A 26,401-nucleotide genomic window follows, 5' to 3' on the forward strand; every position below is an offset into this window, starting at 1 on the left:
GGTCCCTGAGAGAAGCGCCGGCCTTCGAGGCGGACGGCGGCCTGCGTCAGCGCGTGCTGATCGATTCGAACTTGCGGATGGCCAGCGGGACGAAGACCAGCAGCATCACGGCAATGCCGATCAGCACGGTCAGGTACGGATTCTGCAGCATCCAGGTGTCGCCGGCCGGCGTGCCCGACGGAATATTGCCGAACAGCTGCCGGGCGGACTGCACCAGCGCGGAGACGGGGTTCCACTCGGCGAAGATCCGCAGCGGGGTGGGCAGGTTTTCGGACTGGACGAAGGCGTTGGAGACAAAGGTCAGCGGGAACAGGACCATGAACGCCGCGTTGTTGATGACCTCCGGACTCCGCACGCTCATGCCCAGCAGGCACATCACCCAGGAGAACGCGTAGGAAAAGAGCAGCAGCAGCCCGATGCCGGCCAGCATTTCCAGCGGCGACGAATGCACCCGCCAGCCCACCAGGAAACCGGTCAGCATCATGATCAGCATGGAGATACCGTTGATGACCAGATCCCCGTTGGTCCGGCCGATCAGCACGGCCGAGGTGCTCATGGGCAGTGTCCGGAAGCGGTCGATAATGCCGTCCTTGAGGTCCTGTGCCATCGCGGCACCGGACCACGTGGAGCCGAACACCACCGTCTGGGCGAAGATGCCCGCCATCAGGAACTCGGTGTAGTTGCTGCCCTCGACCTGGATGGAACCGCCGTAGACCTGGCTGAAGAGCAGCACGAACATAATCGGCTGCAGCAGCGTGAAGACCATGATGTCCGGGACGCGCCGGATCTTGACCAGGTTGCGCCGCGTAGCGACCCAGCCGTCGGAAATCCACAGGGCCAGCGGATGCGCCGCTGCCGGCTCCCCAGCCGTCGGCTTGGTGACGGTGCTGCTCATCGGGCTGCCTCCAGTTCAGCTTCTTCGGGGTTCTCCTCGATGTGCTCCGCCTTGTGCCCGGTGAGCGTCAGGAACACGTCATCCAGGGCGGGGCGGCGCATTCCGGCGTCGTGGACGGCAATGCCGGCGGCATTCAGGTCCGCCAGCACGCCCTGCAGCGCCCGCGGACCGTCGTCCACGGCTGCTTCAGCATTCCGGCCATCCCCGGACAGCCTGGGCGCGGAGCTTCCGTGCCGGTCCAGGATGTCCCGGACAACCGCCGCATCCGACGGGTCGACCAGCGTAACCTCGATCCGGTGCCCGCCGGTCTGGGCCTTCAGCTGGTCCGCGGACCCCTCCGCGATGACCCGGCCGCCGTCGATCACCGAAATGTCGTCCGCCAGCTGGTCCGCTTCCTCCAGGTACTGCGTCGTCAGCAGGACCGTGGTGCCGTCCGCCACGAGCTTCTTGATGACGTCCCAGAGGGCCAGCCGGCTGCGCGGATCCAGTCCGGTGGTCGGCTCGTCGAGGAAGAGCACCTTGGGATTGATGACCAGTGCCCCGGCCAAGTCGATGCGGCGCCGCATGCCGCCGGAGAAGCCCTTGACGGGACGGTTCTGCGCGGCGGTCAATTCGAAGAGTTCGATCAGTTCCGTGGCGCGCGCCTGGGCAGCCCGGGTTCCGAGGTGGTACAGTCGCCCCACCATTTCCAGGTTCTCGAATCCGGTCAGGTTTTCATCCACCGCCGCATACTGCCCGGAGACGCCGATGATGCGGCGGGCAGCCCGGGGATCGCGGACGACGTCAATCCCCGCAATCGAGGCACTGCCGGCATCCGGCTTGATCAGGGTGGTCAGCACTTTCACCGCGGTGGTCTTACCGGCGCCGTTGGGGCCCAGCAGGGCCTTGACGGTGCCCTGCGGAACGGAAAGGTCCAGGTCATCGAGCGCATGAACGGGCCCCGCTCCCCTGGGTCGGTAGGTCTTCCTCAGACCGTTGGCCTCAATCATTGTCATGCCTCTCAGGATCAGGGAGAACGGCCGGAGGGCAAACACCATTGCGGAAAGTTTCTGTCCGCTGCTTCCAGATTCTGGTTAACCAGCCGAGCGGGTGGAATCCGGGGCCGGACTGCCCGCCTGGCCGGCCCGCCGTTCGCGGGCCGCCGGAGCCAGCAGGACGGATGCCAGGACCGCCACGGCCACCGCGAGCAGGGCGTTCCGGATGCCGACTTGGTCGCCCAGGAAACCGAGCAGCGGGGGGCCGGCCAGGAAGGCCACGTAGCCGATCGTGGACACCACGGATACCCGGGCCGAAGCCATCGCCGGATCGTCGGCCGCCGCGGACATGCCCATCGGGAACCCCAGCGCCGCGCCGGCCCCCCACAGCACCGCCCCCACCGAGGCAAGCCAAACGGTCGGCGCCAACACGAAGAGCAGCAGCCCGGCCAAGGCGGTTGCCAGACTGGCACGCAGCACCGGGACCCTGCCGAAGCGGTCGATGAACCGCCCGCCGACGAAGCGGAAAGCAGTCATCGCGGCGACGAAGATACCGAACATCAGCGCTCCCACGGCCTCGGAGGTGCCCAGCCCGTCGACGGCGGCCTTCGCGACCCAGTCGTTGGCCGCACCCTCGGTGAGGGCCGCACCCAGCACAACCACGCCAATCAGCAGGGTCCGGCCCTCTGCCCACACGGCGAGCCGCCGGCGCGCGCGGTGCCCCGCGCCGTCGTCGTCCGTTTCCGGAACGTGCGGCAGGAAGCTGCGCGGAACCGACAGCGACACGGCCACGACAACGACGGCGACCCCCACCAGGTGCAGCGGCAGGCCGACTCCGAGGCCGGACAGGATGGCCCCGGCCAGCGCGCCGACGAAGGCGCCGCCGCTGAAGGCGGCATGGAACTGCGGCATGACGGTCCGCAGCAGGCGCCGTTCGACGTCCGCGCCCTCGACATTCTGGGCGACATCCCACAGCGCGATCCCCACGCCGAAGAGGAAAAGTCCGGCGGCGGTCAGCGGCACCGAGGCGATCTGAAGGCCGGCGGCCACCATCAGGGATGCGGCAGCGGCCAGCACGCCGCCGGCACGGACGGTGTTCGCCGTGCCGATGCGGCCGGAGATTCCGCCCGCCAAAGGCAGGGCGATAACGGAGCCGACCGCCAGCACCAACAGCAGCGCGCCGGTCTCGCCGGGACTGATCTCCAGGATGGCTGAAGCGGCGGGTATGCGGGCAGCCCAGCTGGCGAAAACCAGCCCGTTCAGGCCGAAGATCCAGAAGGTGGCGGACATTGCCGCGCGTACTGCCGAGGTGGTCATGGCACCAGACTAGGGGACCGCGTGTGCAATGCCCGGAACAGCCCCGGGACCGGAACAGCCCAATGGCCCGAAGCGAGGCTCCGGACCGGAACCCCACTTCGGGCCATTGCGGTGGCCGCCTTGGCGCAGCTGCTCCCCGGTGCTGTGCACCACGGCTGGTCCCTTGCGTTCCAGCCGCCCCCAACTGAACTGCGCCGCAGCCCCTATTCGTTTGTGTCCGATTGGTCTTTGCAGGCCCGGCCGTCCTTCTAGGTCCTTTTAGGTCCGTCCTCTGGGCTCAACTCGACACTATTAACAATGGCAGGGCCCGCGCTGGTTCTCCACTGGCAGGCACCCCAGTAACTAACTACTGGGGTGCCGGTGCTGGGGTCTCTGTGCTGGGGGCCTGCTAATCCGCCGGCTGTTCGGTGACGTTCATGATCGCCGGCAGATGCTTACGGGAGGTGATCTCCAGCTTCCCGAAGGACCGGGACAGATGCCACTCCACCGCCTTGATGGTGATGAACAGTTCGGCCGCGATCTGGCGGTTGGTCATGCCCTTGGCGGCCAGGGAACAGACCCGGTGCTCGGCGGCGGAGAGCCGGTCCGCCTTGTTTTCCGCGATCAGGGGCAGGTTCGCATCCACCGGCGCCAGCAGCAGCGTCATCCGGCGCGCCACTGCCGCCGCGCCGATCCGGTGGGCCAGCACCAGCGCCTTGCGCGCGGCGGCAAGCCCCTCCTGCCGGTGGAATCCCAGCTGGCCCGCGTTGTCCGGCGCCAGGCAAATCTCGGCCAGATCCGCCAGCGCGAGGGCATGTTCGTACCGCCCCTCGTGGGCAGCCAGCAGGTCGATGGCCTCACGGAGCATGACGACGACGGCCTGCGGCTGCTGCGTCAGCGCGGCCACCCGCAGGGTAAAGGCGGTGGTCCGCGGAGCACCGAAGGCGCGGGCCTTCTCCAGTGCGTCCCGCGACAGCGCGGCACCGAACTCCTTGTGGCCGGACCGCGCCGCGGACTCGATAGCCCCGCGGATCCACATATTGAAGAGCGGCCCCAGGCCTTCGGCAAGGTCCATTGCGGCCGAGAAATACTCCAGGGCGCTTTCATGGTTGCCGTGGGCCGCGGCGACGACGCCGTGGACCTGCAGCGCCATGGCCTGCACGGTGGGTGGCCGGGGCGGATCCAGCGGAACGCGGCGGAGCAGGCCGTCCGCAGCAGCAAGGTCATCGCGCGCAATATACACATTGGCCAGGATGTGTACTGCGGCCTCGAGGTAGGTCTGCCAGCCCATGTCATTGGCCCGTACGCTGGCTTCAAGGTCGACCTGCGCCAGCCGCAGCCGGCCGCGGTTGAAATGGATCGCACCGCGGCAATAGGCCAAGGTGGCATGGGCCATCAGTGACGAATCCGCCCGTGCCCGGGCAATGGCGGCATCAAGCAGCTCAAGCGCTTCCGCATCCCGCTCCGCTCCATTGAGCGCTCCGGTGGCGATGTTGATGATGTTCGATTCCGGGCCGTTCTCCACCAGCAGCTTGCCGCCGGCGTAGCTGCGCACCGCAAGCTCGCCGCTGCGCTTCGCATCAGCTCCCACGAGGCTTAGCCGCAACGCCTCCTGGGCCAATAGGAGCCTGTCCCCCGGCCCGTCCGCGGATGGCGGCTGCGCCAGGATTCCGGCCAGCTCGGCCGCCCATTTTTCCTCCAGCTGGAGGAGCTGGAACCCGGCGCCCTGGGCCAGGGCAATCACGCGCCGGTGCAGGTCCGTATGGTCCTCGCCGGATTCCTCCAGTTCCTGCAGAGCCTGGGCAAGGCACTCCGCCGCCTGCTCCAGCCGCTGGCTGCGGTACAGCGCATCGGCGAACACCAGCAGCTGCTCCACGCGCACCACCACATCGTCCGCCAGCCCCAGACCGCGGCGGAACAGCTCCGCGGCCGTCTCCGCCTTACCGGCTTCCTGGTGCGCCAAGGCGGTTTCGATCAGCATCCGCTGCTGGAGCAAAGTACCGTCGCCATCCTCAGCCAGGGCCCGTTCGCCCAGCTGGACGGCAATCTGCAGTGCACCCTTGAGCCGGGCTTCGGCCGCGGCGGCCAGCAGCACTTCGGCAGTCTGCGGATCATTGCCGGGTTCGGTGGCCAGCAGGTGGGCGGCCACGACGGCGGTGTCCGCTCCGGCGCCGCGCAGCGCATCCGCGGCGCGCTGGTGCAGCCGCGAAAGTTCCGCCGCAGGGACCTCCGCCATCAGGGCCTCGGCTACCAAGGCATGCCGGATTTTCGGCTGCGGCCGGGCTGCGGCGAGGAAGCCGGCGAAGAAGAGCCTCTCCAGTGCAGTGGCGACTGCCGCTTCCTCCAGCCCGGTCACGGCTGCCACCACCGGCACAGTCGCGTCTTCACCGAGCACGACGACGGCCCGCAGCACCACTTGCTCCGCTTCCGGCCGGCCGCTCAGCCGCTGCCTGAGCACCGCGTCCTCGGTCCCGGCAACGTGGCCGTGCGCCGGCAAGGGGTAGTGGCGTTCCAGCAGTTCGTGGATGTAGAAGGGCACCCCGCCGCTGGCGGCCTGGATGCGGGCCGCGTTGGTGGGAACCGAGCTGGCCTGGCGTTCAATGATCCAGTCCTCGATGGCTTCCGGCGCCAGCGGTTCCAGGTTCCAGTAGTAGCCCTTCCCTGCCGCCGGTTCCCCGCCGGGACCGGAACGCTCGGTGGTCCGCACCGTCCGTGCGAACAGGAGCGGGATGTCAAGGAGCAGGCTGTCGATGTTCCTCAGAGTGCCCAGGGAAATTTCGTCCAGCCACTGGGCGTCGTCGACGGCGGCGATCACCGGGCGTCCGTGCGCCAGCGAACGCAGGATCCAGGAGGCCGAATAGCTCAGGGCGTCCTGGTGGATCTGCGTGCCGGGAGCCATCAGGAACCTGTGGACCAGCGCACCCTGGCCGTCGAAGGGTGCCGTGCCTTCCGGGTGCTGCTGCGCCAGCGCTGCGAACCACTGCCACAGCATCGCCCCCGGCAGGTTGCGGTTGGCATCGCCGGAGGACCGCAGGATATGCCAGCCGCGGCCGGCCGCATCCTCGCAGACCGCGTCCAGCAGTGATGTCTTGCCGATGCCAGCCGGACCGGCGATGGTCAGCTCCGCGGTCTTTCCACCCGCCACGAAGGACGCGATCCCGCGCCACTGCGCCAGTTCGCGGTCCCGTCCGAAAAGCCTCGGTGCTGCCACTGTTCGATCGTATGCCGCCGCGCTATTTCCCGGCCACCTGCTCTGCCACGCAGCGGTTGCGCAGTTCGCCGATGCCTTCGATCCGCGTCACCAATTCGGCGCCCACGGGAATCCACTCGCGCCGGGGCTTGCGGGCCACGCCCACCCCCGCCGGGGTTCCGGTGGCGATGATGTCCCCCGCGTCCAGGGTCATGAACTCGGTGATGTAGGCCACCAGCGCGGCGGGGCTGAAGATCATGTCGCTGGTATTGCCGGACTGCTTGACCTCGCCGTCGATCACGCACTCGACGGCCAGGCCGTCCTCCGGATTGAGTTCATCCGCCGTGACGATCACGGGTCCGAACGGCGTCATTGCGTCCCAGTTCTTGCCTTGGAACCATTCCTCCGTGCGGCCCTGCCAGTCGCGGACGGAGACATCGTTGATGACGCTGTAGCCCAGGATCGCCTCCCGGGCGGCCGCCTCATCCGCGTGGCGCACCTTCCGCCCCATGACGACGGCGAGTTCTGCCTCCCAGTCGATCTTCTTGCTGGCCGCAGGCATGATGACATCGTCCACCGGGCCGATCAGCGCGTTGTCCATCTTGGCGAACAGCGTGGGAACCGAGGGGACGTCCTTGCCTACCTCCTCGGCGTGGGCATGGTAGTTCAGCCCGACACAGACGATCTTCCGCGGCCGCAGGATCGGCTGGTCCAGTTCGCGGGGCTCCGGTGCCGGCCCGTCCTCGCCGTCGAGGGTCCGCCAGTCCGGGCGCTCGAGGAGTTCGGCGACGTCCTTGGCCGGCAGATAGGTCGTCGTCGTGCCTTCCTGCCGGAAAGCCTGCGTGGCCCCGTTCCGCCGCACTGTACCCAGACGCATCTGTACCCTCCCCTGGCACCGCAGCCGGCGCCGTCGTTGTTTGCCGTGACCCGGCGCAGGAACTGCAAGCTGCGCCCCCACCGAATATACGCGCCCCCACCCCAACCCCGCGAAACCTCAGTTTTTGCTGGTTTTCGAGGGCATTTTCAACAAAAACTGAGGTTTCGGGGGTGTGGTGATGGGAGGGGAGGGACGAGCCTCGTTATCCCGTCATGCCGGTGGAATCGTGCGGCTCGCCGACCGGCTTCGATTCAGGGGACCCGCGCTGGCGCAGGTAGACGGACAGGATCACCATGGACCAGACGGCCAGGAACTCGGACTGCCAGTTCTGCAGCGTACGGTTCCAGAACTCCGGCGACCCCAGGTACTCCGTATAGGTGCCCGGATCCATGCGGCGCAGCAGCTGACCGCCAGCAGCACGGCGATCCCGGCAGCAGCACTCAACCGACGCATTGATAAGCCTCCTTGGCATTCCTTCCTCCAAGGTGCAGCTAAGGCACAAAAGGCGGAACATTGAGGCCGAAGACCTCCGCCAGCGCCCGGCGGGCGGCATGGAATCCTGACATCCCGTGCACTCCGGGCCCGGGCGGCGTCGAGGCCGAACACAGGTAGACGCCATCCAGCGGCGTTTTCCAGGGATTCGCGGACAGCACCGGACGGGCCACGACCTGCCGCAGCGATGTCGCCCCCGCCGCGAAATCACCGCCCACATAGTTGGCGTTGTAGCTGGCCAGCTGTGCCGCCGTCGTCACCTGGGAACGTACGACGACGTCCCGGAACCCGGGCGCGAAGCGCTCCACCTGGGCGGTGATCGCCTCGGTCATGTCGCGCGTGGAACCGGCCGGAACGTGGCAGTAGGTCCAGAGGATGTGCCGGCCGGCCGGGGCCCGGCCGGGATCGAAAGTAGACGGCTGCGACACCAGCACATAGGGGCTGTCCGGGTGCCGGCCGGCCGCGACCTGAGCTTCGCCGCGGGCGATTTCCGCGCGGCTGCCGCCCAGATGGATGGTTCCGGTCCGGGCCACCTCCGGGTGGGCCCACGGCACCGGACCGGACAGGATGAAGTCCACCTTGCAGGCCGCATTGCCGAACCGGAAGCTGCGCAACTGCCGTTCGTAGCGGGACGGCAAGGTGCCCCGGGAACCGTCGGAGATTTCCAGCAGGGCGGGCGCAGCGGTATCCAGCAGTACCGCCGGAGTGCCGGATAGGTCACCGAGCGAGCCGATCCGCTGTCCGGTGACCACCTCGCCGCCGTGGGCTTCGAGGTCGGAAACCAGCGCGGCGATGATGGCCTGCGACCCGCCCACCGGAATCGGCCATCCGACGGCGTGTGCCAGCATGCCCAGCATCAGCCCGGCAGCGGAGGAGGAGAGCGAGGGCATCCGTCCCACCGGGTGGGCCGCGACGCCGGTCAGCATGGCGGCGGCCGGGCTGTCCGCGCCGTGCCGGGACGGAAAACGGACGTTCCAGGCAGGACTGCCCTGCTCCAGCGCCGCCAGCCCGAACCGGAGCGCGTCCACCGGGTGGGGCGGCACGCGCAGCAACTGGTCCATGGTGAAGCCGACCATCGCCTCCCAGCGACGCACCAAGGGTGCCATCAGGCGGACGTAGGCGCCGCCGTCGTGCCCCAGCCCCTCCCCGGTGCGGTCCAGGTCCTGATAGGCGATGGCCGCCGCTCCGCCGTCAAGCGGATGCGCGTAGGAGATCTCCGGGATAGCCAGCTCGATCCTGTCCGACAGGCCGAAGGCCCGGAAGGCGGGCGAGGCCAGGGCCATTGGATGCACTGCGGAGCATATATCGTGCAGGTGGCCCGGCTCCATCAGCTCGGCGGTCCGCGCCCCGCCGCCGGCAGTGCTGCCCGATTCGAAGACGCGGACCTTCAGTCCGGCCCGCGCCATGGTGACGGCCGCGGTCAGTCCATTGGGTCCCGCCCCCACCACTGCCACGTCCGCCATGCCGTTCAGCTCCCTGTCCGGACCGGAAACCCGCGGGATTTTCCCGCAGCCAGCCCTTGGAGGGTCAGTTTATCGCGGGCACGGTCGAACGGACCGCCCTGCGGATCATCGGCGTCCAGCCGGCGGACCAGGTCATTGGCCGGATTCAGGATGTCCCGGACCACCCGGTACATAATGTATGCCGTAGCCAGCATATGTCCGATGATGGCGGCGACATAGTAGGGGCTGTCGATATTGTTCTGCGCCGCTCCTCCGCTGGTCTCCTTGGCCAGGAACATCCACACCGCCCACCAGTGCAGGACCTCGAAGAGCTGCCAGACCAGGAAGATGCGCCAGCGGGGATAGGCCAGCGCCACCAGCGGAACCAGCCACAGCACGAACTGGGGCGAGTACACCTTGTTGGTGAGGATGAACGCCGCCACGATCAGGAACACCAGCTGCGCCATGCGCGGACGCCGCGGGGCTGCCACGGCCAGCAGCGCAACAGCGGCGCAGGCCAGTACGAAGAGCAGCAGGGCCCAGGTATTGATGAATCCGGGAGCCATCATCGGCCAGCCCAGCCGCTCAGCGCTCTCGTTATAAGCGAACCATGGCGACGAGAAGCCCGCCGGACGGTCGCTGGAGAAACTGAAGAAATACCGCCAGCCGTCAAAGTTGATCAGGGCGACGGGGACATTGACGACCAGCCAGGTTGCGGTTGCGGCGGCCGCGGAAACCAGCAGCGGACGGAACTTCATGGTCCGGATGGACAGCACCAGGATGGCCCCGAAAATCAGCACCGGATACAGCTTCAGCGCCGTGCCCAGGCCCAGGAAGATGCCTGCCCACACTATGCGGTTGCGGGCGAACGCGAGCATGCCCAGCGTGGCCAGCATGACTGCCCACAGATCCCAGTTAATGGTGCCGGCCAGGATGATTCCCGGCGCCACCGCAACCATGGCCGCATCCCAGGGCCGGCGGTGGGTCATCCGCGCCGTGGCAATCACGGTGACGATCCAGACCGCGGCGACCAGTGCCGCATTGAGGTCGAAATATGCCAGCGCCCGGGCCGGCGTAGGACCCTCCCCCGGCACCAGCAGGGCGGTCAGGCCGGCCATCATGCCCAGCAGGACCGGATATTCGAACAGCGAACCCTGGGTGAGGTAGGGAAAGACGCCTTCGCCCAATCCGCGCGAATCGAAGAGCACCGGCCAGTCTGAATAGCACGCCATATAGAAGTGCCCGGGCGTCGACCAGCCGTTGATGCGGCAGGGCATCTTGACCAGCACGGAGAGCAGCGCGGCCATGGTGGTCAGGATAATGAGGACGCGTTCGACCGTGAAAAAGCCAGGACTGACAATTCCGGGGGCGGTATGGCGGCCCAACGGTCCACCGATCAGCTCCGTGAATCTGCGCAGCAGCGGATCGCTGCGGCTCGGCACCACAATCCGCATGGGTCGGCGCTGGGCATGGTTGTCCCGCTTCGTCGGCTCAGGCTGCATATCTGCAAGGGTACTCCGAGGCCACTGGCAGCGCCGCGGCGGCCTTTGCCGCCTCTTGTCCGGCCGCGGGCCCAGAGCGCAGATCGCGGAAGAGCCGGACCTGGCCGGGCATGGTGCTGGTTATCCTGGCCGCTGCCTTCCAGATCGTGCACATTCCGGCGCCCGGAAGTCAGGCCGTCCTGGTTCGCCTGCGGCGGAATTATGCCGGTCCTGAGTGTAATGCGCCGGTAATAGCACACATTCGGTAGAATCGGGTGGACGTTTAGGCGCCTCCGCCCCCGCTGGCCGGCGGACGTTATGCAATTTCTAAGGAGTTCGGGTGTCAGAAAACCCTATTCGGGTGGCAATTGTCGGCGTGGGCAACTGCGCAGCGTCGCTGGTGCAGGGCGTCCATTACTACCGGGACGCGGATCCCTCCGCAACCATCCCGGGACTGATGCATGTCAGCTTCGGTAAGTACCACGTCGGCGATGTCCAGTTCGTTGCCGCCTTCGATGTCGACAGCAAGAAGGTTGGCCTGGACCTGGCCGACGCGATCGGTGCCAGCGAGAACAACACCATCAAGATCGCCGAGGTTCCCGCATCCGGCGTCAAGGTCCAGCGCGGTCACACCCTCGACGGCCTGGGCAAGTACTACCGCGAGACGATCGTCGAATCGGATGATGAGCCGGTGGACATCGTCGCAGCTCTGCGCGACACCAAGGCCGATGTCCTGGTCTGCTATCTTCCGGTCGGCTCCGAAAAAGCCGCCAAGTTTTACGCGCAGTGCGCCATCGACGCCGGCGTGGCCTTCGTCAACGCCCTGCCGGTCTTCATCGCCGGCACTAAGGAATGGGCGGACAAGTTCACGGCCGCCGGTGTTCCGATCGTCGGCGACGATATCAAGAGCCAGATCGGCGCGACCATCACCCACCGCGTGCTGGCAAAGCTGTTCGAAGACCGCGGCGTGACAGTGGACCGCACCTACCAGCTGAACGTCGGCGGCAACATGGACTTCAAGAACATGCTGGAGCGGGACCGCCTGGAATCCAAGAAGGTGTCCAAGACCCAGGCCGTGACGTCCAACGTCGAAGCGGACCTGACCGAGCGCGACGTCCACATCGGCCCCAGCGACTATGTCGCCTGGCTCGACGACCGGAAGTGGGCCTTCGTCCGGCTCGAAGGCCGTAACTTCGGCGACGCCCCGGTCAGCCTGGAATACAAGCTTGAGGTCTGGGATTCGCCGAACTCGGCCGGCGTCATCATCGATGCCATCCGCGCCGCCAAGATTGCCCTGGACCGGGGCATCGGCGGGCCGATCCTGTCTGCCTCCAGCTACTTCATGAAGTCCCCGCCGGAGCAGTACAACGACGACATCGCCAAGGCGAAGGTGGAGCAGTTCATCCGCGGCGAGGTGGAGCGCTAGGACATCCGACGGCGGCGTCCCGGCAGGTCTATGCCAGACCGACCGGGACGCCGCCGTCGTCCACATCCATGTGCAGGGCGGCAGGCACCTTGGGCAGTCCGGGCATGGTCATGACCGCGCCGGTGAGCGCCACAATGAAGCCCGCGCCGGTCTTGGGAATCAGCTCGCGCACCGCAAGGGTGAAGCCGCTCGGGGCGCCCAGCCGGTCGGGGTGGTCGGAGAAGGAATACTGGGTCTTCGCCATGCAGACAGGCAGATCCTGCCAGCCGTTCGCCTCGATTTCCTCCAGCCGGCGCCGGGCCGCCGGCGAGAATTCGACGTCATCCGCCCGGTAGATTTCCGTGGCGATCGTGTGGATCTTTTCCTCCACTGACAGTTCCAGCCCGTAGAGCGGGTGGAAGGCCTGCGGCGTGGCGATCGCTTCGGCCACCCTGGCTGCCAGTTCGTCACCGCCGGCTCCGCCGCCGCCGTGCTCCCAGACATCCGTTACGGCCGACGCACAGCCATGCTCGGCGCACCAGGCCAGCAGCCACCGGAGTTCCTCGTCGGTGTCGGTGGCGAATTTGTTCACCGCCACCACCGGCGTGACCCCGAACTTCGCCACATTCTCCAGATGCCGTTCCAGATTGGCAGTGCCCAGTTCCAGCGCTTGGGAATTCGGCTCCGCCAGCCGGTCCAGGGGCACGCCCCCGTGCATCTTCAGTGCCCGGATGGTCGCCACAACCACGACGGCGGCAGGCGCGAATCCGGCATGCCTCGCCTTGATGTCCATGAACTTTTCCGCGCCCAGGTCCGCGCCGAAGCCTGCTTCGGTGACGACGATGTCGGCCAGGCGGCGGGCCGTCTGGGTGGCAATGAGCGAGTTGCAGCCGTGGGCGATGTTGGCGAACGGACCGCCGTGCACCAGCGCCGGCGTCCCGGCGATGGTCTGCACCAGGTTCGGTTTGATCGCATCATGCAGGAGCATGGTCAGCGGACCCTGGGCATGGAGATCACCGACGGTGACGGGACGGCGCCCGTAGGTATAGCCAATAGTGATCCTTGCCAGCCGCCGCTTCAGGTCCGCGGCATCCGTGGCCAGGCAAAAGACCGCCATGATCTCGGAGGCTGCCGTGATGTCGAACCCGTCCTGCCGCGGTACGCCCTGGCCCGCTCCGCCAAGCCCGATCACGATCTCCCGCAGTGCGCGGTCATTCATGTCCAGGGCCCGCTTGAACGTGATGCGCCGGGGATCAATGTTCAGCTCATTGCCCTGGTAGATGTGGTTGTCGACCAGGGCGCACAGGGCGTTGTTCGCGGACGTGATGGCATGGAAATCTCCGGTGAAGTGGAGGTTGATCTCATCCATCGGCAGCACCTGCGAGTAGCCGCCTCCGGTGGCTCCGCCCTTCATGCCCAGCACCGGTCCGACGCTCGGCTCGCGCAGGGCGATCATCACCCGGTGTCCGGCCCGGACCAGCGAATCCGCCAGCCCCACGGCCACTGTCGATTTCCCTTCGCCGGCCGGTGTCGGCGTCATGGCACTGACCAGCACCACTTTCCCGGGTTTCCGGGACGGGGCGCCGGGAACGGTCAGCCGGGCCGGATCGATTTTGGCTTTGTACCGCCCGTAGGGTTCGACGGCATCGACGGGGATTCCGGCGGCATCCGCGACCCAGGTAATCGGCCTGAGGGCGGCCCGGCGCGCGATCTGGAGATTGGTTGCCGGCTGGTGTTCAGACGTCATGGCTCAATGTACCAAGCGAGGGTCCCCGCAGCAGTGGTGAACGGAGCCGGAACCAGCAGCTCAGTCCGTTACGGCGCGGCGATAGCTCTGGGTTGTGAGCACTGCTGTGCGCTTCCAGCCAAAGGCACGGGCATGCAGGGCGGCGGAACGGCCCATCCCGGTGCGGCGTTCAGCGTCATCGTACAGCGATTCCAAAGCCTCGGACCAGCGCCGCGGAGCATGGCCGTCGATGAGCACGCCGGTCCGTCCGTCGCTGACGGCATCCGGCAGACCTCCGACGTTTGCGGCCACCACCGGCGTCCCGCAGGCCTGGGCCTCCAGTGCCACCAGTCCGAAAGACTCGCTGAAAGAGGGCATGGCCACCACGTCGGCGGCCCGGAACCAGCCGGCAAGTTCGTCCGCGGCTACGGGCGAATAGGTCCTGACAAAATCCGTCAGGTCCAGATCGTCCACGATCCGGCCTATATCAAACTCCCCGGCTCCGCTGGGTGAACCGAGGATGCTGACCCGCAATGGAATGTCGGGCCGCCGTGATCTCAGCTCCGCTGCGGCCTCGACCAGGATATGCGGCCCCTTCAGTCGCTGGAGCCGCCCCGCGAAGACAACATGGAAAACGTCAGGTTCAAAATCCAAGGATGCCCGTGACTCTTCACGGGAGCGAGGGGTAAATACGTCTAGGTCGACGCCGGGTGCCACTACATCTATAGCCTCGGGCCGCGCACCGTAGAGTTCCACCAGCTCATCCGCCTCCGTGCGCGTGTTGGCAATCAGCCGGGTGGCACGGTCCACGATGCGCTGCTCGCCATCGATCCGCTGAGCCGGCTCCGGCCGTTCGCCGGACTCCAGGCGCAGGTTCTTGACCTTCGCCATCGTATGCATCGTGTGGACCAGGGGAACCTTCCATTCACCGGCGATCAGCAGTCCGGCAGCCCCGGATACCCAATAGTGGGAATGGATGACATCGTAATGTTCCTCGGCGAGCACGGAACGGACCCGGTTGAGCGCATCCGCGAACGCGGACATCAAGGCCGGCAGCTGTTCCTTGGGAATCTTGCCCGGCGGTCCCGCTGGCACGTGGATGACCCTGACGCCGGGCGCCATGGTTTCGGTTTCGGTCTGCCCCGGCGCGGAAGCCCGGGTATAGATATCCACTTTGATGCCCATCGTGGCCAGTTCCAGGGCCAGGGAACGGACATAGACGTTCATGCCGCCTGCGTCTCCGGCGCCGGGCTGTTCCAGCGGCGAGGTGTGCAGCGAAAGCATCGCTACCCGGCGAACCTGGCGCACAAGAGTCCTTTCCTCGAACCTCGCCTCTGACGATATACGAGAACGTCCGGCAGCCGCCAAGCATGACGGGCCGAAGCACACCCGATGCAGACACCGCGGATGCCCGCACGCCGGTACGGGCCTCCGCGGTGTCCGCTGGAATGAGTGCGGTCCACCCAATCCTCCTGTAGTGGTGTCGCTCAGCGGATCATGGGAAAGGAAGCAAAGACGCTGGTCTTTGCTTCGTCTATGGCGTCCTCATCGAGGCGCAGATCCCATATTCGCTGCCAGACGGACAAGCTCTGGCGAAGCTTCTTGATCAATGTAGTCACCTCCTCTCCGTTCCCGGCAGGCAAGAGTTCTGGCTGCAGCGGATCGCAAGGCAGGAACAGGCAAACGAATCACGTCGGTCTGCGGGTGATGCAAGAATCCGAGGGGCCGAACCGGCAGTTGACGCACCAGGAGACTCAAGAGCGGTGCAGTCGGTTCGACCGGCGCACTCAACGGTGCGCGCAGGAGCGCGGTAAAGCGGGGGCTGCCGCCGTCAGCTGCCTAGATCCTCGGCTATCGGAGTGTCAGCAGGAGGCCGGAAAGGTTACTGTGCCTGCACTGCGGCGGCGAGGGCCGCCACGGGCGTGCGGGCAAGGGATCCCGGGTGGATGGCAACAGCGGTAACGACTTCGCTCAGGTTGATCATCACAATCCCCACCTCCCTTGCCGGGCCAGTCCCGGTACTGTGATTACTGACTTCCTTACGGTATCCCAGGCGCAAGGGCCTGGGCTAGGCTCTTGCCGGATTATCCGCCAGTCCCCACGAGTTTCCCTCTAAGACAATCCCGGCTCTCCAGCGAAGTCAGAGGCTCCAGTGCTCTATCGCGGGAGTGTGCTTGTCCCAGCCGAGCGTGCAGACGGCGGCAGTGCCGAGCACGAAGCGCCGGCCCTCCACAGGATCGAGTTCCAGCCACCGCGCCGCAAGGACACGCAGGAAGTGGCCGTGGGCCACCAGCAGCACATTCTCGACCGGATCCGCCCCGGGATCCTGGTCGGCCGCCGTGCCGCAGCCGGCCTGGACCCTGGCGATGATCCTGTCGGCCCGTTCACCGACCTGGGCAAGGGTTTCCCCGTTGGGCACACCGCTGGTCCAGATCAGGTAGCCGGGGTTCCGTTCGCGGATCTCGGCGCTCTTCTGGCCTTCATAGTCCCCGTAGTCCCACTCATGGGCGTGCGGGACCACCTCATAGTCGCTGAAGCCGACCAGTTCGACCGTCCGCCTGGCGCGGTGCAGGGGTGAGGAGAGCACTAGGTCGAAATCCACGCCGGCCAGCTTCTCCCGGGCATCCAGCGCCTGCTGTTCGCCGTTGGCGGTCAGGGGAAGATCGGTCAGTCCGGTGTAGTTGCCTGCCTTGGACCACTCGGTTTCACCGTGCCGCAGCAGCCACAGTTTGGGCAGCAGCGTGCCCTTCGGGGTACGGTCCGGTGCGGCCGCGCCGGAGGGCCTGGCGCTCTGGCACCCGGTGCCGGTCATGGCTGCCGCTCAGCGACCTGCGGCGCGGACTCCGGCTGGGCGGACTCCGGCTGCCGGGCCCACCATTCCAGCAGCTTCCGCTCGGCATCCTCCGGCGGCAGCGGCCCGTTGTCCATTCGCTCCTCCAGCAGGTATTTGTAGGCCCGGCCCACCACCGGCCCCGGCCTGATCCCCAGCAGGGCCATGATCTGCTGCCCGTCCAGGTCCGGGCGGATGGCCGCCAGCTCCTCCTGCTCCGCCAGCTGCGCGATCCGGGATTCCAGGTCGTCGTAGGCGAAGGCCAGCCGGTCCGCCTTCCGCCGGTTGCGCGTGGTGACGTCGGAGCGGGTCAGCCGGTGCAGTCGTTCCAGCAGCGGCCCGGCGTCGTTGACATAGCGCCGCACGGCCGAATCCGTCCAGCCAGCATCCCCGTAGCCATAGAAGCGCATGTGCAGTTCCACCAGCCGGGCCACCGCCTTAATAGTGTCGTTGTCGAACCGCAGTGCCTTCATCCGCTTGGCCGTCAGCTTCGCCCCCACCACCTCGTGGTGCCGGAAGCTGACCGCCCCGCTTGGTTCGAAGCGGCGAGTAGCCGGCTTGCCGACGTCGTGCATTAAGGCGGCGAACCGCAGCACGAAGTCCGGGCCCGGCACGGGCCCCTCCGCGTCCGTCTCCGCTCCGGCGGCCTGCTCCAGCACGGTCAGCGAGTGCTGGTAGACGTCCTTGTGCCGGTGGTGCTCGTCGATTTCCAGCCGCAGCGCGGGAACCTCCGGCAGTACGAAGTCCGCCAGGCCGCTGTCGACCAGGATGTCGATGCCTGCCCGCGGCGCCACACCGCAGATCAGCTTGACCAGCTCGTCCCGCACCCGCTCGGCGGAGATGATCTTGATCCGCTCCGCCATGTCGCTCATCGCCTCGGCCACCTCCGGCGCCACATCCACCTTGAGCTGGGACGCGAAGCGCGCCGCCCGCATCATGCGCAGCGGATCGTCGGAGAACGAATCCTGCGGGGAGCCGGGGGTCCGCAGCTGGCCGGCGTGAAGGTCCTTCACTCCGCCAAACGGATCCACCAGTTCCAGCGAAGGCAGCCGCAGCGCCATGGCGTTCATGGTGAAGTCGCGGCGGAAAAGGTCCTCCTCGAGGGAGGTGCCGAAGGCCACCTCCGGTTTGCGGGAATCCGGGTCATAAGCGTCGGCCCGGTAGGTGGTGATCTCCACCTGGTGCCTGCCCTTGCGCAGCCCGATGGTACCGAACGCACGGCCGATCTCCCAGTAGTTGTCGCACCACCTGCGGATCACGGAAATGGTCTGGTCCGGATCCGCGTCGGTGGTGAAATCCAGGTCCGGGGACACCCGGCCCAGGAACAGGTCACGGACAGGTCCGCCGACCAGGGACAGCTCATGACCGGCGCCGGCGAACAGCTCTCCCAGTTCGAGGACGATGGGAGGGAGCGTGGAACTGTCAAAAACGTGCACCATAGTCTCTTAAGCGTGCCAGAGATTCCGGCAAACTCCATGACCCGCGGCGCGGCCGCGGCCTCGCGGCGCGGGTAAGCAAGGTCATATTCGGTTCGAAAGATCGTTAGAGTGGAGTGCATGGCTCATCCAGTTCCGAGTGCTCCAAAGCGCACCCCATTGACGGCGGCGTCAATGGCCGGTGCCGCGGCGCACCCCGGACACCACCCGCTGCCGACGGTGGAGGAAGTCTCCGCCGGCGGGATCGTGGTGGACACCTCGGATGACGAACTGCGCGTGGCGATCATTGCCCGCCTCAACCGCGGCGGCAGGCTGGAATGGTGCCTGCCAAAGGGGCACCCGGAATTCGGCGAGACGATCGAGGACGCGGCGGTGCGGGAGATCGCCGAGGAGACCGGCATCAAGGGCGACGTGCTGGCCACCCTGGGCAGCATTGACTACTGGTTCACTGTCTCCGGCCACCGGGTGCACAAAACCGTGCACCATTTCCTGCTGCGCGCCACCGGCGGCGAGCTCACCATCGAGAACGATCCGGACCACGAGGCCGTGGACGTCGCCTGGGTTCCGTTGGAGGGCCTGGGCAAGCGGCTGTCCTTCCCGAACGAGCGCCGCATCGCGGATCTCGCCCGCGAGGTCCTCCCCGAACACCTATAGGTGCCGCCCGCCCCGGATGAAGGACGACGACGGCACTGCCGCCTGCGTGCGTAACCCGCCGGCCGCCGTCGTACTTCCGCGCCCGCACGAGTGAGACGATAGGACACGATGTCCCAGAAACAAGCAGCCCAGCCCGCTCCGGTCAACCCTGCCCGCGGCACCGCCCGGTCCAGCGCAATCATGGCCGCCGGCACCATGGCCTCGCGTGTGCTCGGTCTGGTCCGCAACGTCCTGCTCGCCGTGGCGATCGGTATCGACGGCCTGGTCTCCGACGTTTTCGCCTCCGCCAACACACTGCCCAACCTCATCTACCTGCTGGTCGCCGGGGGTGTGTTCAATGCCGTGCTGGTCCCGCAGATCATCAAGGCCAGCCGGGCGCCGGACCGTGGGGCGGACTACATCAGCCGGCTGCTGAGCCTGGCCATGATCGTCCTGGGCGTCCTGACCGTCCTCATTACCCTCGCCGCACCCTGGATCCTGCGCCTGCTGACCAGCTTCAACGACGAACAGATCGAGCTGGCCACCATTTTCGCCTACTGGTGCTTCCCGCAGATCTTCTTCTACGGGGTGTACGCGCTGATCGGGCAGATCCTGAACGCGAATGAGTCCTTCGGCCCCTATATGTGGGCGCCGGTGGTCAACAACATCGTGGCCATCATCAGCCTGGTGGTGTTTATCGGGCTGTTCGGCCGCGAAGTCGCCAGTCCGCACACGCTGGACAACTGGACCGCCGGGAACACGCTGGTCCTGGCCGGCGGCACCACGCTGGGCATCATCATCCAGTCCCTGGTGCTGCTGTGGCCGCTGCGGAAGCTCGGGCTGGGGCTGAGCCTGAAGTTCGGCTGGCGCGGTGTGGGTCTGGGCCAGGCCGGCAAGGTCGCCGGCTGGACCATTGCCACCATGGTGATCGGCCAGGGCGCCTACCTCGTCTACGGCAAGATCGCCACCATCGCCACCGAGGCCCGCCCGGAATACCTGGCCATGGAACCCCCGCAGAACATCGCCGGCCAGGCCACGTTCGACACTGCCCAGCTGGTCTACCTGCTGCCGCACTCGGTGATCGCCCTGTCCCTGGCCACGGTCCTGTTCAACCGGATGTCCCACGCCTTCACGCAGAAGGATCTGGCCGGGGTCCGCGGCACGCTCTCCTTCGGCCTGCGCACCACCGGCGTGGCCACCGTTTTCGCCGCCGCTGCCCTGATTGTCCTGGCCGGTCCGCTGGGCATGATCTTCTCCGGCGGCGACGCTGCCGCCGGCGCGATCCTGGGCCAGGTGATCGTGATCCTGGCCGCCAGCGCACCCTTCCTGAGCGCCAACTTCCTGATGAACCGCGTCTTCTATGCCAGCGAGAACGCCCGTACGCCGCTGGCCATCCAGAGCGTGCTGTCCGCGTTCGGGATCATCCTGGCCCTCGGCGCCAGCCTGCTGCCGCCGCATCTGGTCATCTTCGGCCTGGCGGTCGCCTTCGCGCTCGGGAACGTGGCGGCGGTGCTGGTCAGCCACCACTATCTCAAGCGGAAGATCGGCCATTACGACGCCGGCGGCATCGTCGACGTGCATGTCCGGCTGGGGTTCGCCGCGGCGGGATCGGCCGCCGCCGGCGCGCTGATGTTGTGGCTGCTGGGCGGCTACAGCGCCGCAGGCTTTGCCTGGCACTCAGTCTGGAGTGCCGCCGTCGTCATTGCCGTAGTGGGCACCGTCATGGCACCGGCGTACCTGCTGCTGCTGCGGGTGTTCCATGTCCGGGAACTCAAGGATTTCCTGGCGCCGGTCATGGCCAAGCTGGGGCGCGCGTAATCTTTCGACGCGGCCCAGCGCGGCGCGGCCGGAAGTCGGAATCCTGTCCGGGGCGGAAGGTAGCATGGAATGCAAAGTATCCTTGCCCGCCCAAGCCGGGCAGTCCGCTGATTCCGTCTGGAGGAGCACGTGCCACAGTCCGTCGACGTCGGATCCATACTGGGCGGCCGCTACAAGGTAACCGCGCACGTACTGGACTCAGCTGACCATGATCTGGTGCTCGAGGGCAGGGACCAGGTTCTCAACCGCCCCGTGAGCATCCTGGTGGCCGCGCCCGCCAACGCCAGCCAGGTGGCCACCAGCGCCCGCGAAATCGCCACCGGGGAACGCCCCGGAACCATGCAGGTGCTGGATCTGGGGGTCAGCGACGGACAGACCTATCTGGTGACCAACCAGGCCCAGGCTGCGGACCTCCTCGATCTGGTCATTACCCAGGACGAGCCCTACGTCGAACCCTTCTTCACGGATACCCTCGGCTCGGAGATCTTCGGCCAGCCGCGCTCCCGCGAACCGCAGACGTTCGAGGATGACGAGGAATATTACGAGGAACAGGAAGGCCGCCGGCCGGTGCTTTCGAACCTTCCGCAGTTCTCCGAACTCCCGAAGCCGCGGATGCCGCGTTTCCTTGGCCGGGCCCAGAAGCCCGACGACGGCGGTCCGGCGGGTGCCGCAGGTGCCGCCGCGGCGGGTGCTGCGGGTGTGGCAGCTGCAGGCGCCGCGGCTGCCGGTACCGCTGCGGGGGCCGGTGCCACACCGCCGCCGCCCAAAATGCCGCCCCGGCGCCCGGCGGCGGGCAAGCAGCCTGGAACCGCCCCGGTGGAACGTCCTGCCGCCACAGCTGGAGGGCGCCCCGCACCCGGGGCAGGAGAGCGGACAGAGACATCGGGCAAATCCAAGGTGTCGCTGTGGTCGGATGAGGACTACGGCTTCAGCAACGATGACCGTGACCGCGAAACGGCCAGCCGCCAAACCTCCACTGCCGGTGCTGCTGCCGGATCCGGACGAAACCGCGATGAGAAGGACCGGGACTACCAGCCGCGGCGGGCTGCGTCCACCTTCCCCTCCTCGGCCGTCGCTGCCGGAGGCAGCCTTGATGAGTACTTCGAAGAAGAGGAAGAAACCCGCCGGAAGCCGAAACCTGCGCGGTTCCTCCTGGTCGGGGTCATCGGCGCGATGCTGATCGTCTTCGTCGTCCTTGCGGTCACGCAGCTTGGCGGCATGTTCCGCCAGCCTGTTGCCGGACCGGCAGATGAAACCGCTACACAGGCGCCGCAGAGCCCGGAGGCCTCGGAAAGCGCACCGGCGCCCAGCGAGCCGGCGGCGGAGGCCGCCGCGCCCGTCCCGGTCAACGTCACCCGCCAGGTCCCGGGCAACCAGAACCTGAATTCGGAAACCGACTCCGATCTGTCCAACGTCGTGGACGGAAATCCCGCCAGCTTCTGGGCAAGCTATTTCTACTCGTCAGATGCCTTCGGCGGTCTGGCACAGAACATGGCCCTCGTCGTCGAACTTGAAGAAGAGTCGGACATCAACCAGGTCGACGTAACCCAGCTGAATGGATCAGGCGGCAGCTTCACCGTGAGGCTGAATGACCAGCCGACGCTGGAAGGTTCAACACAGGTAGGACAGGGCAGCTTCACGGCCCCGCGGATCACCATCCCGGTCGACGAAACCAACGGTGAGGCCGCCAGGGCCAAGTACGTCATCATTGACTTCACCCGGCTTCCGCGGACCTCGGCCCCCAGTGCGCCGTTCCCGTTCGGAGTGCAGATCGCCGAAGTCAAAGTTTCCTAACCCGCCAAGCGGCCCATTGGCAAGCGCTGCCTTCAGGCTGCTGGCCGCCGCGGAATAAGCTTGGTTCCAGTCTGGTTGTGTCGAATGTCGGGCGCCGTTGAAATTCTCGGGCGCCCGACGATCAATATCTGAGAAGGAAGAGGTCCACCGTTCACGTGAGCACCGAAAACACAGCGCCTGCTCAGGGCGTCGAGACCCTTGACGGTACTATCCGCGATGTCATCATCGTCGGCTCGGGACCTGCGGGCTACACCGCCGCCGTCTACACCGCCCGTGCCAATCTGAACCCGCTGCTGATTGCCAGCTCCGTGGAAGCAGGCGGCGAACTGATGAACACCACCGATGTGGAGAACTACCCCGGGTTCCCCGAGGGGATCATGGGTCCGGACCTCATGGAACAGTTCGAAAAGCAGGCCTCCCGTTTTGGTGCGGAAATTCTGTTCGAGGACGTCACCAGCGTTGAGCTTGAGGGACCGATTAAGAAGGTCACGATCGGCACCGGCCAAACGTTCCTGGCCCGCACGGTGATCATTTCGACCGGCTCTGCCTACCGCGAACTGGGCTTGGAGGATGAGAAGCGCCTTTCGGGACGAGGCATCAGCTGGTGCGCCACCTGCGATGGATTCTTCTTCAAGGATCAGGACATCGCTGTCATCGGCGGCGGTGACTCGGCGATGGAGGAGGCGCTCTTCCTGACGAAGTTCGCCCGGTCCGTCACTGTAGTGCATCGCCGGGACACACTCCGCGCGTCCAAGATCATGCAGGACCGCGCAGTGAACCATGACAAGATCAGCTTTGCTTGGAATTCCGAGGTTGCCGGCATTGACGGCACGGATAAGGTCACGGGCCTGAAGCTGCGCAGCACCGTTGACAGCTCCGAAAGTACCCTTGCTGTATCCGGCGTATTCGTCGCCATCGGAAACGACCCGCGTATCAGCCTGGTCAAGGACCAGCTGGCCCTGACCGCGGAAGGCACGATCGCCGTCGACGGCCGCTCTTCACGGACCTCCCTTCCGGGCGTCTTCGCCGCTGGGGATGTCATCGACCCGACCTACCGCCAAGCGATCACCGCATCCGGATCGGGTTGCGTGGCGGCGATCGACGTAGAACATTACCTCGCCGATCTGGGCCACGCCGAATCCCTCGCGATGGCTGCAGAAGCAACCGTCTAAGCACCTCGCCACTAAGGAGAAAACAACTATGAGCAGCGCAAAAGACGTAACGGACGCTTCCTTCGAGGCTGACGTGCTGAAGTCCGAGAAGCCGGTAATCGTGGATTTCTGGGCTGAATGGTGTGGACCGTGCCGCAAGCTATCCCCGATCCTGGACGACATCGCCGCCGAGCACTCCGGCAAGGTCGAAGTTGTCAAGCTTAACGTCGATGACAACCCGGCTACCGCCGCCCAGTACGGCATCACATCCATTCCGGCTGTCTACGTCTTCAAGGACGGACAGGTGGCTGCAACCTCTATCGGCGCCAAGCCAAAGCAGGTCATCGAGCAGGAATTCGCTGAGTTCCTCCAGTAGCCACGAGAAACTACGACGCCACGGGTAGTAAACCAGGGCGTCTGATGAAGCAGCCGGAGGGCGACGCCTTGCTATAGGGAGTCGCCCTCCGGTTGTTTTTGTCCCCTTCACAGTGTTGACGTCCGTTGAGCTTCCTCCTCCCGCTCTCACCAGCACTGTCAGTAGTGGGAACTCAGTCCCTGCGCAGACTTAGTCCTACCGTAGGATCGGTTACTCCCACCTGCTGTACCTTCCCTCCCCACGGTGTCGGCTGAAGCCGCCCTGTCAGTGCAGCACTCGTGGGGTCTCGCAGACAAGTGAACGCGAAGTTTCACGTGAAACATGAGAACTGCTGGCGCAGCACATTTCGTCACACTCGCTGCTTGTCACGTGGTGCTCCCGGCTGTTCGAACCCACCGCTTCGACCTCAAGCCAGTGAGACGTCCGAAGAAGGACGACCACCACACTGCGTCTGTTGCGTCACGTCAGAGACAACTCTGCGTTGGAAGAGACCGAAACATTGCCGGACGGACAGGCACTACCGCGCCGGAAGACTGTCACGGACTCGTGGTTCGGGCGCGGTTCTACCGGTAGCCGCATTCGCTAACCAAGCGGATGCCTGCCGTGTCCCGCAGTCCGTATCGCCCGAGTCGCATCCAATGCGATCACGGCGCCCATGCAACTGATGCTCGAAACAGACCATCTGTGGCCTAAGTCCTGCCTCGACATTCCATGCCACACTCCCTCAAGCGAACCTCCATTCGCTTGCACTGGGCGCCGATCGCCTACACCTGCCTGGTGTTCCCCTCAAGCATGGAGGCAGCATCGTTCGCCTTGACTGCTGTGCTCGTGCAGACGGCGCAATCCGAGTTACGCGCAGGATTGCTGCTGCTACTCTGGGCCGACGAAGTGTTGCTGTGTTTCACGTGAAACACACGTCATTCTCATTTGTAGCCGTACGCAGACAGCCCCCATACCGTCTTCACTGTCAGTTCGACCACCCGGCCCGGGTGGCATCCAGGGATTGTGGACAACAGTTGGTCATCTATCGAAGAGATTATGTCCGTCCGCCCTCTATAGACGGTATAGACGGTGCCGCGGGAGGACAGAGTTCGAAGGGGAGTGCTGGTTAGCATTCGCTGTACAGGTGGAGGAACACAAACTGGAGACTCCTTGGCAGCAGGCAGAGCCAGGCCGGTGCGGAGAGCTGTGCGTGCCGAACGCCGGTCATGCCGAACGTCCGAAGCCCTCGCCGCCTGTGAACGAGCTACTTGTGAGCATTCCCTACGGCAAGAGAGAAAGGACATGGATAACGTTTCACGTGAAACGCGCGCTGCCGATTCTGTTGGTGCCCTAGGCTGTCACGGGTCGCCATGATCTCAGCACACGACTTGAGTCATAACCAGCGCTTTCACGCCCCGATGCATCAACAGGATATGCCCCTTTCACATCGGCTTTCACATCGGCCTCCCTCCGTTCTGCGGTCTTGACGACATAGCGGCCGACACGGGACTACCCTTTCCCGCTCAGCTTGCTCAGAGCTTCGACGAGAACTGGACCGGTCACTGACCTGTGACACTTGAGCACGTTTCACGTGAAACGGAATGGTGGGCTCCATCGGGCTGTAACACGGTCTCGCGGTCGGCTCCCGGTTCTGCGACCAACTCTTGAAGGCCCCCGGTGGCCGGCATGCGGTTTCTGAAGCCGCCGGTCAAGCGACCACTGGGCAACAAGCATCGTCGCTTCGAATTGCCTTGGTTTCAACGGTTGAAGATCGGGAACAGAACGTGCCTAGGATTGGCGATGGTGTCCGGCCTTTCGGAGTCGCGGCGGCCCGTCTGCCCAGGACCTGGCCGGTCAATGGTCATGGAAGTCGCGCTACACGCCATTTGCTGTTCCTGGGCCCATTCCGGATCGAAGCACGCGAGTGACAAGCGGCGGCCACCTCAGTCGACACCGACGTTTCACGTGAAACCGAAGAGCTTGCCGAACCTGTGAGCAGGCTTGTCTGCATTCATGCAGTCCCCATTGAGGACCCCTGTCCGGGGGCGCACGCCCATGGGGGCGCTGACAAATGGTTCCCCACAGGTTATCCACAGCAAGGAGGCCGTTCTGTGCGCCAAAAACCGCGGAAACTCAAGGATTTTGACCAAGACGTACTGTCCTTCGGGAGATAGCCTGTGCATAACTGTGAGGACTTCACGTGAGGGGCCTAGGATAGCCAACTTGGGAACCGCCAGCAGACAGGTCCATGAGAAATGTCGTTCCCCGAAGTGCTGGGCAGTGCCACTAAGCAACTGGGCGTCCGCCAGGGTGATACGCTGCCGCAGGCCTCGTCGTTGCACCTGGCAACGGCCAAAGCGACATACCGGATGGCCAGCAGTAAACGGACAACGTCGGCTGTCTTCGGGCGCCGTTTCCGCAAGGACCGCGCGTTGCCTGGCCGCCCCGCAGACAACGTAGAGAATGAACAGCTCAGAAAGACCAGACACCGTACGCTCCCAGAAGGATCACGGGGTGGACGTTACAACTACCAAGTTGTCCCCGATAATGCCGGAAGAAGCGAGGTGGGCCGCTGTTTCACGTGAAACAGCGGCCCACCCAAT

18 protein-coding genes and 1 pseudogene are annotated in these 26,401 nt (G+C 65.8%); 6 read left to right on the forward strand and 13 right to left on the reverse strand.

All coding sequences use genetic code 11. The annotated features are described in order from the left end of the window. Positions 1-46 precede the first annotated feature (46 nt). The 8 genes and pseudogenes from AC5RWU_RS08095 to AC5RWU_RS08130 all read right to left on the reverse strand — a co-directional run bounded on the left by AC5RWU_RS08095 (position 47) and on the right by AC5RWU_RS08130 (position 10,668). A complete protein-coding gene (locus AC5RWU_RS08095; protein WP_494030506.1) occupies positions 47-895 on the reverse strand; it encodes an ABC transporter permease in 849 nt (282 codons plus the stop codon). Next, positions 892-1,890 carry an ATP-binding cassette domain-containing protein gene (locus tag AC5RWU_RS08100; protein ID WP_494030505.1) on the reverse strand — a complete coding sequence of 333 codons (999 nt, stop codon included), beginning with the start codon at positions 1,888-1,890 and terminating at the stop codon, positions 892-894. Before AC5RWU_RS08100 ends, AC5RWU_RS08095 begins: the two co-directional genes overlap by 4 nt. 78 nt (positions 1,891-1,968) lie before the next feature. Next, positions 1,969-3,186, reverse strand: coding sequence for an MFS transporter (locus AC5RWU_RS08105; protein ID WP_494030504.1), 1,218 nt, complete (start codon positions 3,184-3,186; stop codon positions 1,969-1,971). A gap of 388 nt (positions 3,187-3,574) precedes the next feature. Next, the gene (locus tag AC5RWU_RS08110) at positions 3,575-6,376 is read right to left on the reverse strand and encodes a helix-turn-helix transcriptional regulator (protein ID WP_494030503.1); all 2,802 of its coding nucleotides are present in this window, start codon (positions 6,374-6,376) and stop codon (positions 3,575-3,577) included. A gap of 22 nt (positions 6,377-6,398) precedes the next feature. After that, positions 6,399-7,232, reverse strand: a complete 834-nt coding sequence (locus AC5RWU_RS08115; RefSeq protein ID WP_494030502.1) for a fumarylacetoacetate hydrolase family protein — start codon at positions 7,230-7,232, stop codon at positions 6,399-6,401. Positions 7,233-7,434: 202 nt separating this feature from the next. Next, positions 7,435-7,629, reverse strand: a pseudogene (locus tag AC5RWU_RS08120) (DUF6766 family protein); the annotation flags it as partial. A 94-nt stretch (positions 7,630-7,723) separates the two neighbouring features. Then, the gene (locus AC5RWU_RS08125; protein ID WP_494030501.1) at positions 7,724-9,187 is read right to left on the reverse strand and encodes a phytoene desaturase family protein; all 1,464 of its coding nucleotides are present in this window, start codon (positions 9,185-9,187) and stop codon (positions 7,724-7,726) included. A gap of 5 nt (positions 9,188-9,192) precedes the next feature. After that, a complete protein-coding gene (locus AC5RWU_RS08130; RefSeq protein ID WP_494030500.1) occupies positions 9,193-10,668 on the reverse strand; it encodes a glycosyltransferase family 87 protein in 1,476 nt (491 codons plus the stop codon). Positions 10,669-10,987: 319 nt separating this feature from the next. On the opposite strand from AC5RWU_RS08130, the gene AC5RWU_RS08135 reads away from it, so the two are divergent. After that, positions 10,988-12,073 (forward strand): inositol-3-phosphate synthase, encoded by a 1,086-nt coding sequence (locus AC5RWU_RS08135; protein WP_494030499.1) that lies wholly within the window; start codon positions 10,988-10,990, stop codon positions 12,071-12,073. 28 nt (positions 12,074-12,101) lie between these two features. Here AC5RWU_RS08135 and AC5RWU_RS08140 read toward each other — a convergent pair whose 3' ends face one another. From AC5RWU_RS08140 to AC5RWU_RS08160, 5 genes are all read right to left on the reverse strand, one after another. Continuing rightward, complete coding sequence (locus tag AC5RWU_RS08140; protein ID WP_494030498.1) at positions 12,102-13,799, reverse strand: formate--tetrahydrofolate ligase; 1,698 nt, start codon at positions 13,797-13,799, stop codon at positions 12,102-12,104. 60 nt (positions 13,800-13,859) lie between these two features. Next, positions 13,860-15,086 carry a D-inositol-3-phosphate glycosyltransferase gene (gene mshA, locus AC5RWU_RS08145; RefSeq protein ID WP_494030497.1) on the reverse strand — a complete coding sequence of 409 codons (1,227 nt, stop codon included), beginning with the start codon at positions 15,084-15,086 and terminating at the stop codon, positions 13,860-13,862. 179 nt (positions 15,087-15,265) lie between these two features. Further along, complete coding sequence (locus AC5RWU_RS08150) at positions 15,266-15,397, reverse strand: hypothetical protein (protein WP_494030496.1); 132 nt, start codon at positions 15,395-15,397, stop codon at positions 15,266-15,268. Positions 15,398-15,918: 521 nt separating this feature from the next. Further along, positions 15,919-16,590 carry a histidine phosphatase family protein gene (locus AC5RWU_RS08155; protein WP_494030495.1) on the reverse strand — a complete coding sequence of 224 codons (672 nt, stop codon included), beginning with the start codon at positions 16,588-16,590 and terminating at the stop codon, positions 15,919-15,921. Further along, complete coding sequence (locus tag AC5RWU_RS08160; protein ID WP_494030494.1) at positions 16,587-18,047, reverse strand: CCA tRNA nucleotidyltransferase; 1,461 nt, start codon at positions 18,045-18,047, stop codon at positions 16,587-16,589. The genes AC5RWU_RS08155 and AC5RWU_RS08160 overlap by 4 nt, the downstream gene beginning before the upstream one ends. A 117-nt stretch (positions 18,048-18,164) precedes the next feature. On the opposite strand from AC5RWU_RS08160, the gene AC5RWU_RS08165 reads away from it, so the two are divergent. The 5 genes from AC5RWU_RS08165 to trxA all read left to right on the forward strand — a co-directional run bounded on the left by AC5RWU_RS08165 (position 18,165) and on the right by trxA (position 23,816). Next, positions 18,165-18,698, forward strand: a complete 534-nt coding sequence (locus tag AC5RWU_RS08165; RefSeq protein WP_494030493.1) for an NUDIX hydrolase — start codon at positions 18,165-18,167, stop codon at positions 18,696-18,698. Between the two features lie 108 nt (positions 18,699-18,806). Beyond that, positions 18,807-20,495, forward strand: coding sequence for a murein biosynthesis integral membrane protein MurJ (gene murJ / locus AC5RWU_RS08170; RefSeq protein WP_494030492.1), 1,689 nt, complete (start codon positions 18,807-18,809; stop codon positions 20,493-20,495). Between the two features lie 129 nt (positions 20,496-20,624). Then, the gene (locus AC5RWU_RS08175; RefSeq protein WP_494030491.1) at positions 20,625-22,289 is read left to right on the forward strand and encodes an ABC transporter substrate-binding protein; all 1,665 of its coding nucleotides are present in this window, start codon (positions 20,625-20,627) and stop codon (positions 22,287-22,289) included. Between the two features lie 155 nt (positions 22,290-22,444). Further along, complete coding sequence (trxB, locus tag AC5RWU_RS08180; protein ID WP_494030490.1) at positions 22,445-23,461, forward strand: thioredoxin-disulfide reductase; 1,017 nt, start codon at positions 22,445-22,447, stop codon at positions 23,459-23,461. Positions 23,462-23,489: 28 nt separating this feature from the next. After that, complete coding sequence (gene trxA / locus AC5RWU_RS08185) at positions 23,490-23,816, forward strand: thioredoxin (RefSeq protein ID WP_494030489.1); 327 nt, start codon at positions 23,490-23,492, stop codon at positions 23,814-23,816. Positions 23,817-26,401 lie beyond the last annotated feature (2,585 nt).

The organism is Arthrobacter sp. B0427-1-12, assembly GCF_059092905.1.